The following is a 12,246-nucleotide window of genomic DNA, read 5'->3' on the forward strand; positions in this document are numbered from 1 at the left end:
TCATAAATCTTCTTGGGTACCACTTCCATGCTTTCTACCGAATATCAAATGAAGGGGTACACTTAACAAAGCCTTCTCAACGGGTCCACCATCCTTGTTACATTGTAGCGAAAAAAAACTACTGTGGTCTCAATGAAATACTTTCTACCGCTACTCATTCTTCTAATGAGCTGTTCAGAAAAAGTCAGTAATGACACTATTTTCCGGGCCTCTGTATCTCAATTGAGTTTAAAAGAAAAAACAGACCTAGAAGACATTCAACGAAAATCGGTGCAGAAATTGTCTGCTAAAGAAATGCTCCACAGGCAATACCAAATAAGTCTCAATTATTTATTGACAAGTTTGGAAAGTGTTCAAATAGAACCTTACACCACTCATAACTTTTTAAATAATCGCTCGGAAACCAACCCTCCTGTTATGACTACGCAACTTTTAAAATGGTATGAAGACAGTTTATTCCAGCTCACCGAAAACTACTATAGACAAAGTCATTTAATACAGGATACAACACACTTTTACTATTGGGTTATGTTTAAAAACAAAACTTAAACCCTAGATATTTATTTAAATCAAAATTTAGAACGTGTTGAGTTAAAAGAGGAAGCACAACGAATTACTCAAAGGGTTTCTAGTCTCCAATAGCTCCAAAAGTCTCACTGCGTTACATTTATCAAAAATGTAGTTAACACCGCATTCAACGCTTATAACATTACAGTATATTCTGTATATATTTGTGTGAAACAATAATGATAAAGTGAAGCAAAAAACCATTAAAACCATATTCTTTTTGATTTTATTGGCACCTTTCATGGTTTCATTTATCACCCTTCATTTACGTAAAAAGCAGATTAAAAAGGAAGTCAAGCACTTTTTAATGCAAACAGTAAACAAAGAAGATCTCTTCTACTTTAAATTTTCTCAACAAGAAATCAAAGAAGAACTTCGCTGGGAAAAAGTTCACGAATTTGAATACAAAGGTAAAATGTATGATATCGTTGAACAAAAGTCAGAAAAGGATTCTACCGCCTATTGGTGTTGGTTAGACAAGGAAGAAACAGCGCTAAATAACAAACTTCACCGTTTAACACATTTCAATTTCTTTGATGATGAACAAAAGAAAAATTGCGAAGGATCTCTCGTTTACCTTATCAAGAATCAACACTTCCCTCCTAACCAAAATTTTCAATTATACTGTGCGTTAATCTACAGAAAAGATAATTTCAAAAAGGTATTTAGATACTTAGAACCTAGTTATTCTCCTCAATCTCCTCCACCCGATTTATTGTAGCTTCCAGCCATAAGATAAACCCACCCTAAAGTGTGGATAAATACAATAAATAAAAACAATGAAACATATATTATTCATTCTTGTAATGTGCATTGTAGCTGTGCCTTTGTACGCGCAAACCATTACAATTAAAGATAAGGATACACAACTTCCTATTTCAAATGTTGTGATATCATTGGATGATCAAGTAAACACTTTAACATCCAATAACGAAGGTCAAGTTCTTTTACCTGAAGATGCAGAATTCTCTGAAATAATTTTTAGGAATAAAAACTACAAACCCTTAAAACTGAGTAACACTCAATTGGAGGAAATGGAGTACTTGGTGACAATGGAACATGCTTTTTTCACTTATGATGAAATCATCATTTCTGCCACAAAATCAGAGGAAGGAGAAACAGGCATAGCGCAAGCCGTAACCAGTATCTCTGAAGAACAAGTAGCGCTGGAAAATCCTCAAACGGCAGCTGACCTTTTAGGTAGCTCCGGAAAGGTTTATATTCAAAAGAGCCAACAAGGTGGAGGATCTCCAATGATAAGAGGTTTTGCAACAAATAGATTACTCTACTCAGTAGATGGTGTGAGAATGAATTCTGCCATATTTAGGGGTGGAAATATTCAAAATGTTATTTCTTTAGACCCTTTAGCAATAGAAAACACTGAGGTCCTATTTGGTCCAGGTTCAGTCTTATATGGTAGTGATGCCATAGGTGGAGTTATGAGTTTTAAAACCTTATCCCCCCAGTTTTCTTTAACAGAAGATCCCTTGGTTACAGGAAAGGCAGTAACAAGATACTCTTCAGCCAATCAAGAAAACACGGTTCATTTCGACGCGAATGTAGGATGGAAGAAATTTGCGTTGCTCACGAGTTTCACCACTTCTGATTACAAAGATTTACGCATGGGAAGTAATGGTCCAGACGATTACCTAATGCCTTATTTTGTTATTCGTCAGGATAGCATGGACGTAGTTCAAGAAAACGTAGATCCCAGGGTGCAACGCCCCTCTGCATACTCACAAATCAACTTGATGCAAAAACTGAGTTACCAAGCCAGTAAAAACATCTTGTTGGAGTACGGATTTCACTATTCGGAAACATCTTCTTACGGTCGTTACGACAGACATAATCGAATGAAGAACGGACTGCCGAGATATGCTGAATGGAACTATGGTCCTCAAAAATGGATGATGAACCAAATTAAAGTGACCAATACAAAGTCAACTAAAGTATACGATAGGTTCACGATTAATATTGCCCAACAACGTTTTGAGGAAAGTAGAATTTCGAGAAACTTTAACAAGGACGACAGAGAAATTCGTGCGGAAAAAGTAGATGCCTTATCGGGTAACTTTGATTTTGCAAAACGTTTGGGTAAGAAAAATAAATTCAATTATGGTGTGGAGTATGTTTACAACGACATCACTTCTACTGGAATAAATGAAAACATCGCTACTGGACTTTCACAAGCAGGAGCTTCGCGTTACCCTCAATCTGATTGGCAATCTGCGGCAATTTACTTGTCAAATGTGTACAGCATCAATAAAAAAATGTCTATACACGCTGGAGCTCGCTATAATCAGTACATGATTAACGCAAACTTTGACACAAGCTACTACCCTATCCCTTACACTTTTGCAAGCTTAAGCAACGGTGCACTCACTGGAAGTTTCGGATGGGTTTATATTCCGAATAACACAAGTAAGCTAAGCATTAACGCTTCTACAGGATTTAGATCTCCAAATATTGATGACATCGGAAAGGTCTTCGATTCTGAACCAGGAGCAGTAGTTGTTCCGAATAAAGATTTAGAAGCGGAGTATGCTTACAACATAGATTTAGACTATGCGAAAATTTTCAACGATGCTGTAAAGGTGGACGTTGCCGCTTACTACACCTATTTGAACAATGCACATGTACGCAGAGACTTCATCCTGGACGGTCAAGACAGTATTATGTACGATGGACAATTGAGTAAAGTCCAAGCCATTCAAAATGCTGCAAATGCACAAGTCTATGGACTACAGTTAGGTTTAGATGTGAAGTTTTTAAAACACTTTAATTGGTCTACCAACGTGAACTACCAATATGGTGAAGAAGAGTTAGACAATGGAAATGTAAGTAGAGCACGTCACGCAGCTCCTTTCTTTGGTAGATCTGCGCTTAACTTTAAGCAAGGAAAATTAATGTTCAACTTAAACGTATTCTACCAAGCAGAACGTAAGTTTGAAGACTTGCCTGTATCAGAACAAGGCAAAACAGAAATCTATGCGGCAGATGACAACGGTAATCCATATTCACCAAGTTACTACACCTTGAACTTTAAGGCCATGTATACCTTGAATGAAAACATTGCTATTTCTGCAGGTGTTGAAAACCTAACAGATATTAGATATAGATCTTACAGTTCTGGGTTATCTGGAGCCGGAAGAAATATGGTAATGTCGTTGCGTATTAAGTTTTAATACTCCTTAATAATTAGAATAAGGCGGAGTTTTTACTTCGCCTTTTTTACTACCTTTTGGTAAAGCGTTCTCAATCCAAAGGTGAGGAGAACTGCAATAAAGGCTGACGTTCCCATACCTCCCCCCAATCCTCGATTAACCTCTGGCATGTTGAGGAGTAGAGCTGTAGAAATCGCTCCTCCTAAGATAATTTCGTGTAGCTTAAAATTAGTAGCACTCATCCCAACAAATGATGCAGTAAAAACTATGGCCAACCATAAATTCTCTTCCTTTACTTCCATGAAATAAAAAAGAAGAGCCAAGCAGAATGAGGGTAAAGCTGATGCTAACACAACATTCATTTTCACCTTGTGCTGCAACACAAACGTGAGTGCTGCGCTTGACATTCCTATGAAGTAAAATAGTACCATCATCACAATAAGAAATATAGGGTTAAACAAATTGAAATAAAGGCTATTGACCCTAATTTACCACCAACTCCGTTAAATACATTACGGGCAAATATATAAACACAAGCACCAAGAACACTTGCAAGAATAAGTGTAAAATAATCCGTCGCTCGAATCATACTCGTCATACCTATAAAACTTCCACAGTAAGCCGCAATGTGAATATTATTGGTGTCTTTGGAAATTTTATATACAAGATAAGCGAGTATACCAACAGCACTTGAAGCTAAAACGGCAGATAAACCTAACTCCACCTGCAGTGCAAAAGTTATAAAACTCCCCGCAATCAAAGACACGCCCGCTATAAGGGTTGGTTTTAACTTGAGACCTATATCGTGAATATGATAATGTAAATAAGCCCAAATTAAAAGCAAAGTTGTGGCTACCATAACAGACAGAACACCCCACTCCCATTGCCCCTTCCATGCATAAGCGAGTAGAAAACTGGCTTGTACTATGATAAAGAGAAGTTTTACCCAAATATTAAATTTCTTTCCTTTCAGCATCTTGAATTACGGCATAAAAAAATCCTCCAGCATAAGCTAGAGGATAGAAATATTATCAGTCGGAATTATTTTGACTTCTTTTTCTTTTTGTCGTCAACCCACTTGTCGTTTTTCAACTCTCCAAGTACGACAACATCTTTAATACGGCTATAATCTTCGATAGCCATTAGCATTTCTTCTTTGGTATCTCTTCGAATTTTTATACCGTTGGCTTTTGAGCCTTCGTTTCTTACTTCAATGTAAAATCCATCTTTTAACCGCGCTGGTCTTGTAGGAGGTCTACCCATATCTAAAATTACTTTTTAATTCAAAATAGCAGTTTCAAACCGCATCCGCCGAAAGATATGAAAAATAATAAGTTTTTTAAAATAATTTCACGAAAAAGTAAAGTAAATGATAAATTTCTCAGTCCATTAAAGAATCAATGCTGAATTATTATTAGGTTTTACTTTAAAACCAAAGATTGCTCCAATAATCCCCCCTGCAATATGGGCAAATTGAGATACATTATCATTCTCGAAAGATCTCAATATCTCTCCTCCTACATAAAGGGCAAAAATCAAGATAAAAGTGATCGGAATTTCTTTTCCTTTTACATTGGTTAAAGACACAAGTGTAATCATCATAAAAGCGATTCCACTTGCTCCTATTAAATTATGGGAGAAGAAAATGATGTGGACTAAAGCTGTAATCACTGCCGATAAAACAATCATCAGTAACAACTTTTTGGATCCATATTTTTCTTCCAATATCGGACCTAACAACAGTATTAAACTTAAGTTCCCAATCAGGTGCGAAATGGAAGCATGTCCAACTGTATATCCCACCAAAGAAACATACCATTGCCAGTTGGTCCAATCAAAATACCCTCCCAGAATACAGATTCTAGGAGGAGTATTTGTAGTAAATATAAAATACACCACCGCACAGATGAGCGAGAACGCTAACGTAACGGGTGCATTAAATGTAATTTTCATTACGCTCTTTCAATGATAGTTGCGTACCCTTGCCCTACTCCAATACACATAGTAACCAAGGCGTAACGCTTGTTTGTTTTTTGTAATTCTAAAGCTGCCGTGTGCAAAATTCTCGCTCCAGTCATTCCAAGAGGGTGACCTAAAGCAATAGCTCCACCGTTAGGGTTAATTCTTGGATCATTATCCGCCAACCCTAATTCTCTTGTACACGCCAAAGCTTGTGCAGCGAATGCTTCGTTGATTTCAATTACATCCATATCATCCATGGTTAAACCAGCTCTATCCAATGCTTTTTGAGATGCAAACACAGGACCTATCCCCATGATTCTCGGCTCAACTCCTGCAACCGCAGAACTTACAATTTTAGCCAAAGGCTTTAAGTTATTACGCTCACATGCCTCACCGCTCATCACTAATAATGCAGCTGCACCATCGTTTAATCCAGAAGCATTACCAGCAGTAACAGATCCATTCTCTCTTCTGAAAGCTGGTCTTAACTTTGCTAAAGTTTCAACGGTAGTACCCGGACGCATAAACTCATCTTGAGCAAAAACGATAGGATCTTTTTTACGCTGAGGAATTTCTACATTTACAACCTCTTCAGCCAAACGTCCATTCTCCCATGCAGCCGCCGCTTTTTCTTGTGACCATGCTGAGAATTTATCTTGATCTTCACGAGAAATGTTGTACATGTCTACCAAGTTTTCAGCAGTCTGTCCCATTCCATCTGTACCGTAAAGTTCTTCCATTTTTGGATTGATAAATCTCCATCCAAAAGACGAGTCGTGCATTTGAGCATCTCTACCATAAGGTTTAGAAACTTTAGAGATAACCCAAGGTCCTCTTGTCATATTTTCTACACCTCCTGTAATATACACATCACCTGCTCCATCTTTAATCGCTCTTGCAGCATTCACTGTGGCAGCCATACCTGAGGCACACAATCTGTTTACAGTTTCACCTCCAGAAGTATGGGGTAAACCGGCCAATAAGCCAGACATACGTGCCACGTTTCTATTATCTTCTCCCGCTTGATTTGCACAACCGAAAATAACATCTTCTACTTCATCAACATTCAAAGAAGGGTTACGTTCAACCAAGGTTTTGATTACATGTGCAGCCATATCATCAGGGCGCACAGCACTTAAGGTTCCACCAAAATTACCTATGGCAGTTCTAATACCGTCTACTATATATACTTCTTTACTCATAATCAAATTTTGTAGGGCGAAGATAACAATAGTGATCAAAACCATTGTGAATAGATGTTGAAAAGTATATGACCAAAGGACAGAATATTCCTTTATTTTTATGGACGACAGCAAAATGTCGAAACTAAAAACAAACAAAATGAAACATGTAATTTCTATGCTAGCATTATTACTAGCCGTGCAATTTACACAAGCCCAAGAAGAAACCTCTTCAGAAGATCAACGCTACCAAGATTCCATTGCACAAATCAATGCAAATAACGCCACTTCTGCAAAAAGTAAGGAAGCTTATAACTTAGGAATTTCTCAATTTGAGAAAAAGGAATTTGCCGCAGCCTTGATGAGTTTTACTCAATCTGTAGAGGTTGATCCAAATTTTGAAGATGCACACTACAACAAAGGAATCACGGAAATTGAATTGAAAAAATTCGAACCTGCTATTCAGAGTTTTACAAAACAGATTGCTTTAAATCCGTCGGCAGCTAAAGCTTATGCTAAAAGGGCCTACGCCTACCAAAGTTCTAGTAAATATGGTGAAGCTGAAAAAGATTATGAAAAAGCAATTCGCCTTGACAACAAAAATGCAGAGTATCATTACAATTATGGGACACTTAAATTTTTACAACAAAATTACGAGAGTGCCATTGAAAGTTTTGATGCTGCTATTTCTATTGAACCGAGTATGGTTTACGCATACAATGATAAAGGAAGTTGTTACCGTATGATGGAGAACTATCCTATGGCCATCAAACAATACGATGAGGCTTTGAAGAAAAACCCAAACCTTCCTTTTGTACTGAACAACTTGGGTACAACCAAAAAGAAAATGAAAAATTATGAGGGTGCTATTGGAGATTTCAACCGAGCAATCTCTATTGATAAATCATTTCATTTAGCCTATTTGAATAGAGGAGTTACGTTAATGGCAAAAAACAGAATAGATGATGCTATTAACGACTTTAAAAAATGTATAGAAGTAGCTCCAGATTATTCTGCTGCTTATGCTAATCTAGCAGGTGCTCTCTTTAAAAAAGAAGAATACCAAGAAGCTTTAAAAATGGCCAACAAAGCCATAGAATTGGACCCTCAAAATGCATCGGCATACGTGAATAGAGGAATGATTAACGAGATGTTAAGAAATCAAGACAAAGCATGTGCCGATTGGCTTAAAGCCAAAGAGCTAGGTGCAGAAATGGGTGAAAGATATTATTCTGGAAATTGTGGATATTAGAAAATTAGAGATGAAGAAAAAAATACTAACAGGAGGAATCTTTTTGGCTGCTTTATTTATGCAAAATGTAGCAGCACAAGAAGTAGAATTTAAATCTTCCAACTTTAAAGATCAAAAAGACGAATTTAAATTAATCGAGGAAGGACTTGAAAACGCTGAGCCCTTATACGAAGCTGGATTTGAACTGGTTTTCAACGTTAAGGACCCTGAAATGAATTTCAAAAAAGCCCTAAATTATTACTTAAAGGCTCAAGAATTCAACCCGAACAGTGCTTTAAACAATTTCCACATCGGTATTTGTTATTACTATTCTTCGGAGCCTTATAAAGCGATTGATTACATCTTAAGGGCCAAGGAACTTAATGATGAATGCGACCCTTTCTTGTACTATTACGTTGGAGCTGTATATCAGTTAGAAGAAAAATTCAATGACGCCATTCAGGCATACAAGTACTTTGAAGCAGAATACAAAAAAGCAGATGACTTTTCAAAATTCGTAACGCAACGCAAAAGAGAGTGTGCCTATGCAAAAGAACGAAAAGCCAATCCAGAACGTGCTTGGGTAGACAACATGAGCAGTATCAATACAGCCTATGATGAGATAGCACCCTCTATTACCACAGATGGATCTCAAATCATCTATAGTTCGAACAAACCTAATGGACACGACCAAGACGAAGTAGGTGAATACGACATGGATATTTATTATACAGAGTTTGAAAATGGAGCTTGGAATTCACCTACCCCACTCCCTGGAAGTGTAAATACACCCAATGATGAAGTTGTAAACAACTTGTACTACGATGGAACAAAACTATTACTTCACAGAGAATTAGATGGGCAAACAGACATTTTTGAATCTTATTTAAATGGTGCCAATTGGATGAATGCTAATCAGCTTCCCGTTCAAATTAGTTCAGATAGGAACAATGAGAAATACGCTTCTTATAATTTCGATGGATACAAAATTTATTTTGGTAGAGAAGTTGCCTCGCGTTCTAATGGTTACGACATTATGTTTTCAGGATTGCGCAGTAGAATTAATGGAGATTATGGTGCAGCCTCTAATGTTAGTCAAGTAAACTCTAAATTCAACGATGGTCCTATATATTTAGCCATAGACGGAGAAACTATGTATATAGCATCACAAGGACATGGTTCTATCGGGGGATATGATATTTTCGTTTCTTATAAAAAACAAGGAACCTGGACAAAGCCTGAAAACATGGGCTACCCTATCAACACACCTTATGATGACTTCTTCTTTGCTAACACCGCTAATGGGAAATATGCTTATATAGCTTCAAATAGAGCTGGTGGAAAAGGAGGGTTTGATCTCTACAAGGTTACTTTCTGGGGAGCTCCGAAAGAACCAGCCTTAGATATGGAAGACTATTTATTGGCGAGTGTTGCTTCACCTATAAAAGACCCACAAATTGCCACAACTGTTGAAGTCAACAAAACTTCTTTAACGGTATTCAAAGGGAAAACATTAGATGCTTTAACAGGAAAAGCGGTTGAAGCTGAAATAGACATAATTGATAACGAAACCGGAAAAGTAATTGAACAGTTTACCACTAACAGTGCTACAGGAAAATTTCTACTTACCCTACAAGCCGGTAAGAATTACGGAATAAGTGTAAAAGCTGACGGATATTTATTCCATTCAGAAAACTTTGATATACCCAACGGAAGTGCTTACCAATTGGTAAATAAAATCATTGAATTGAAAAACATAGCCGTAGGTAGTAAAATAGCGCTTAGAAATATCTTTTTTGATGTGGGTAAAGCCAATTTAAGGGCAACTTCTAATGCTGAGTTAGACCGTCTCGTAAAATTACTGAAAGACGTACCCAGCTTGAAGATAGAAATCTCTGGACATACCGACAATACGGGATCCTCATCTATCAACGACAAACTTTCTCAAGACAGGGCCCAAGCCGTAGTTAATTATTTAATCAATAACGGTATTGCTAAGGATAGAATTACAGCCAAAGGATATGGTTCATCCCAACCTATTGCTACTAATAATACGGCAGCGGGTAGGCAAGAAAACAGAAGAACTGAATTTGAAATTATCGAGAATTAATCTCTCAATTTGAAAAAGAAAAAGCCCCGAAATTATTCGGGGCTTTTTTATTATCGTAATTCGTAGATGTATATTTTGAGGTTTTCTTTATTTACTTGATAAAAGCGATTCTTTAATTGATGTAAAAACGCTCGTCCTCTATAATTGTTGAAACTATTGAGCATTTCTATTAATTCTCCTTCCTCATTAAAAATAAATATCTCGGGTATATCCTGTTTAGATTTATCTTTTTTGGTTATCGTAAATGCAATCAGTTTTTTCGATAAATCATCATAATGAGCATTATAGATTACAATACTTTCTTTATATCTCTTAAGGATGGTATCATGAATTCTTCCTTTATCGAAAAGTGTGTAAGGCTTCACCCCTACCTTGAAAGAGTCTAATTGAAGGGTATAGGTTTGCTGTAACTCAAATTCATCATTGTACCTCTTAATTTTATCAGAATATTCATGAATACTCAAAACATTATTTCCATGAACATTGATCCAACGTGGAATTCTTTCACAATCTGCAGAATCTAACATATTCTCAAATGCGTCTTGCAACACAAACTTATACTCTAAAGAATCAGCAAAAACATTCTTCACAAATAACATTTTTGGCTTCTTCAAAAATTCTTTATTTGTCTTTATTCTTTCTGACAAACTATCATTCCTATTAAAAAGAGGGTAATCTACTAGACTCACCAGTAGAGATTTCCCATTTTCTAAAATAAAATCACTTTTAGCTTGTACAAAACCTCCATATCTTGCACACTCTTTTACGATTGTGGAAACTTCCTGATTTAAAAGTAAATTTCCATCACTATCTAAACAATAGAGCTGAGAATCGATATAGAAAAAGAATTTATTCAAATTTACGGCTTGAAACCCCTTCAAATATCTTTCATCCAAAATATCAGCTAGAGTATCTATGTAAATATGCTTCTTGAAAACACCGTCATCGGAAAATATAGATATCGTACAAGTTGTATCCTTTTCCATATACCCTTTAAATAAGGCTATATACTTCAACGAATCTAATTCAAACGCCGAGACATTTAAAAACTTTGTGTACTTCCACTTTTCATCCAGATCAATAGAATCTATAAGTATTAGATGTTCACTTTCATCTATGGTCTTTACAGCAATTGTTTCTCTTTCACAACTAAAGAATGATAGTGAAAAAATAATTAGTGGTAATAATAAATATGATTTTTTAGATAGTTTTACGGTATAAGGTTTACTCGTTATATTCATCGCTTCTCTCAGTTCTGTATATGTCGTTTCAGTAACTGTATTTGAGTTACTAAATCTTTGACATTTACATGAACAACGGTATCTAATTGACCATTATTAAATAAAATATATCCAGAATTATTCTCCCCTACAGTTTTACTAAACTTGTAATAAGGGTCCAAAAATACATTTTCCCTTTCTTTCTCCAAGAAACTTGATATATCTATTACAGCTCCTCTTCCCGAAACCATAAAAAGAACATCTGTTGAATCTAAGTAAGGATTCATTTCAGCTATTAGTGATTCGGTGCATTTTACACAGCTTTTTTCTCCTGAAAAGAAAACAAATGCTCGCTTATTCTCAAAAACATTCTCTATTCCTTTATCGTTAAAAAAGTGTTCAATTTTATCAGTTAGAACTTCTGATTCATTATTGTTATTACCTCCACAACTTGTAATAAGTAACAACATCAAACTAATTCTAGTTATATTCAAAAACGTCATAACAATTTGAATGCAATCGTTTTATGTAATATTTACCCTTTGAATAATAAATACCACCTCCAAAGGAGTAATTATCTTTTTTGTATTCTCCTAATTTCTGCCAATCCTTTGAATAAATTATCATATCTGGGACTTCCATGGCACTCTCTTCATTTGAGTATCGATTATTTAAATAAACGATATAATCACCTGTACTCTCATCTATCCAAACGTAGTGGATCACACTCTTTCCTTCCACACTAGCCTGAATTATCTCTCCGTAATTCTCGAGGTCTTTAACCTTAGGCAACCTGTAGCCTATTTCTACA

The 12,246-nt window shown here is 36.1% G+C and carries 13 protein-coding genes; 5 read left to right on the forward strand and 8 right to left on the reverse strand.

Annotated elements, in window-relative coordinates; all coding sequences use genetic code 11:
* Positions 1–132: 132 nt before the first annotated feature.
* The 3 genes from AC22ZQ_RS07315 (at position 133) to AC22ZQ_RS07325 (ending at position 3,752) form a co-directional block, all read left to right on the forward strand.
* A complete protein-coding gene (locus tag AC22ZQ_RS07315; protein ID WP_318958127.1) occupies positions 133–549 on the forward strand; it encodes a hypothetical protein in 417 nt (138 codons plus the stop codon).
* A 205-nt stretch (positions 550–754) separates the two neighbouring features.
* Positions 755–1,288, forward strand: coding sequence for a hypothetical protein (locus AC22ZQ_RS07320; protein WP_318958128.1), 534 nt, complete (start codon positions 755–757; stop codon positions 1,286–1,288).
* A 58-nt stretch (positions 1,289–1,346) separates the two neighbouring features.
* Complete coding sequence (locus AC22ZQ_RS07325; protein ID WP_318958129.1) at positions 1,347–3,752, forward strand: TonB-dependent receptor plug domain-containing protein; 2,406 nt, start codon at positions 1,347–1,349, stop codon at positions 3,750–3,752.
* A gap of 32 nt (positions 3,753–3,784) precedes the next feature.
* On the opposite strand, the gene AC22ZQ_RS07330 is transcribed toward AC22ZQ_RS07325, so the two are convergent.
* From AC22ZQ_RS07330 to AC22ZQ_RS07350, 5 genes are all read right to left on the reverse strand, one after another.
* Complete coding sequence (locus AC22ZQ_RS07330; protein WP_318958130.1) at positions 3,785–4,165, reverse strand: hypothetical protein; 381 nt, start codon at positions 4,163–4,165, stop codon at positions 3,785–3,787.
* A complete protein-coding gene (locus AC22ZQ_RS07335) occupies positions 4,165–4,707 on the reverse strand; it encodes a hypothetical protein (protein ID WP_318958131.1) in 543 nt (180 codons plus the stop codon). The genes AC22ZQ_RS07330 and AC22ZQ_RS07335 overlap by 1 nt, the downstream gene beginning before the upstream one ends.
* Positions 4,708–4,772: 65 nt before the next feature.
* Positions 4,773–4,994, reverse strand: a complete 222-nt coding sequence (locus AC22ZQ_RS07340; protein ID WP_318958132.1) for a hypothetical protein — start codon at positions 4,992–4,994, stop codon at positions 4,773–4,775.
* Positions 4,995–5,120: 126 nt separating this feature from the next.
* Positions 5,121–5,684: a rhomboid family intramembrane serine protease gene (locus AC22ZQ_RS07345; RefSeq protein WP_318958133.1), complete on the reverse strand. Its 564-nt coding sequence runs from the start codon at positions 5,682–5,684 to the stop codon at positions 5,121–5,123.
* A complete protein-coding gene (locus AC22ZQ_RS07350) occupies positions 5,684–6,895 on the reverse strand; it encodes an acetyl-CoA C-acyltransferase (protein ID WP_318958134.1) in 1,212 nt (403 codons plus the stop codon). The genes AC22ZQ_RS07345 and AC22ZQ_RS07350 overlap by 1 nt, the downstream gene beginning before the upstream one ends.
* A 139-nt stretch (positions 6,896–7,034) precedes the next feature.
* Here AC22ZQ_RS07350 and AC22ZQ_RS07355 point away from each other — a divergent pair, with 139 nt between their 5' ends.
* Both AC22ZQ_RS07355 and AC22ZQ_RS07360 read left to right on the forward strand, forming a co-directional pair.
* A complete protein-coding gene (locus AC22ZQ_RS07355; RefSeq protein WP_318958135.1) occupies positions 7,035–8,126 on the forward strand; it encodes a tetratricopeptide repeat protein in 1,092 nt (363 codons plus the stop codon).
* A 10-nt stretch (positions 8,127–8,136) separates the two neighbouring features.
* Positions 8,137–10,215, forward strand: a complete 2,079-nt coding sequence (locus AC22ZQ_RS07360) for an OmpA family protein (protein ID WP_318958136.1) — start codon at positions 8,137–8,139, stop codon at positions 10,213–10,215.
* A 50-nt stretch (positions 10,216–10,265) separates the two neighbouring features.
* Here the strand turns inward: AC22ZQ_RS07360 and AC22ZQ_RS07365 are convergent, their stop codons facing one another.
* The 3 genes from AC22ZQ_RS07365 to AC22ZQ_RS07375 form a co-directional block, all read right to left on the reverse strand.
* A complete protein-coding gene (locus AC22ZQ_RS07365) occupies positions 10,266–11,456 on the reverse strand; it encodes a hypothetical protein (RefSeq protein ID WP_318958137.1) in 1,191 nt (396 codons plus the stop codon).
* 8 nt (positions 11,457–11,464) lie between these two features.
* On the reverse strand, positions 11,465–11,905 hold the full coding sequence (locus AC22ZQ_RS07370) for a hypothetical protein (RefSeq protein WP_318958138.1): 441 nt from the start codon (positions 11,903–11,905) through the stop codon (positions 11,465–11,467).
* A 10-nt stretch (positions 11,906–11,915) separates the two neighbouring features.
* A partial coding sequence (locus tag AC22ZQ_RS07375; RefSeq protein WP_318958139.1) for a hypothetical protein occupies positions 11,916–12,246 on the reverse strand: 331 nt, incomplete at its 5' end.

The sequence above is a fragment of the Lishizhenia sp. genome (genome assembly GCF_057456495.1).

Excerpts from the sequence above, each read along its gene's own strand:
- AC22ZQ_RS07315 (WP_318958127.1), top strand. The coding sequence starts at position 133 with ATGAAATACTTTCTACCGCTACTCATTCTTCTAATGAGCTGTTCAGAA.
- AC22ZQ_RS07325 (WP_318958129.1), top strand. The coding sequence starts at position 1,347 with ATGAAACATATATTATTCATTCTTGTAATGTGCATTGTAGCTGTGCCT.
- AC22ZQ_RS07330 (WP_318958130.1), bottom strand. The coding sequence starts at position 4,165 with ATGATGGTACTATTTTACTTCATAGGAATGTCAAGCGCAGCACTCACG.
- AC22ZQ_RS07335 (WP_318958131.1), bottom strand. The coding sequence starts at position 4,707 with ATGCTGAAAGGAAAGAAATTTAATATTTGGGTAAAACTTCTCTTTATC.
- AC22ZQ_RS07340 (WP_318958132.1), bottom strand. The coding sequence starts at position 4,994 with ATGGGTAGACCTCCTACAAGACCAGCGCGGTTAAAAGATGGATTTTAC.
- AC22ZQ_RS07345 (WP_318958133.1), bottom strand. The coding sequence starts at position 5,684 with ATGAAAATTACATTTAATGCACCCGTTACGTTAGCGTTCTCGCTCATC.
- AC22ZQ_RS07350 (WP_318958134.1), bottom strand. The coding sequence starts at position 6,895 with ATGAGTAAAGAAGTATATATAGTAGACGGTATTAGAACTGCCATAGGT.
- AC22ZQ_RS07355 (WP_318958135.1), top strand. The coding sequence starts at position 7,035 with ATGAAACATGTAATTTCTATGCTAGCATTATTACTAGCCGTGCAATTT.
- AC22ZQ_RS07360 (WP_318958136.1), top strand. The coding sequence starts at position 8,137 with ATGAAGAAAAAAATACTAACAGGAGGAATCTTTTTGGCTGCTTTATTT.
- AC22ZQ_RS07365 (WP_318958137.1), bottom strand. The coding sequence starts at position 11,456 with ATGAATATAACGAGTAAACCTTATACCGTAAAACTATCTAAAAAATCA.
- AC22ZQ_RS07370 (WP_318958138.1), bottom strand. The coding sequence starts at position 11,905 with ATGTTGTTACTTATTACAAGTTGTGGAGGTAATAACAATAATGAATCA.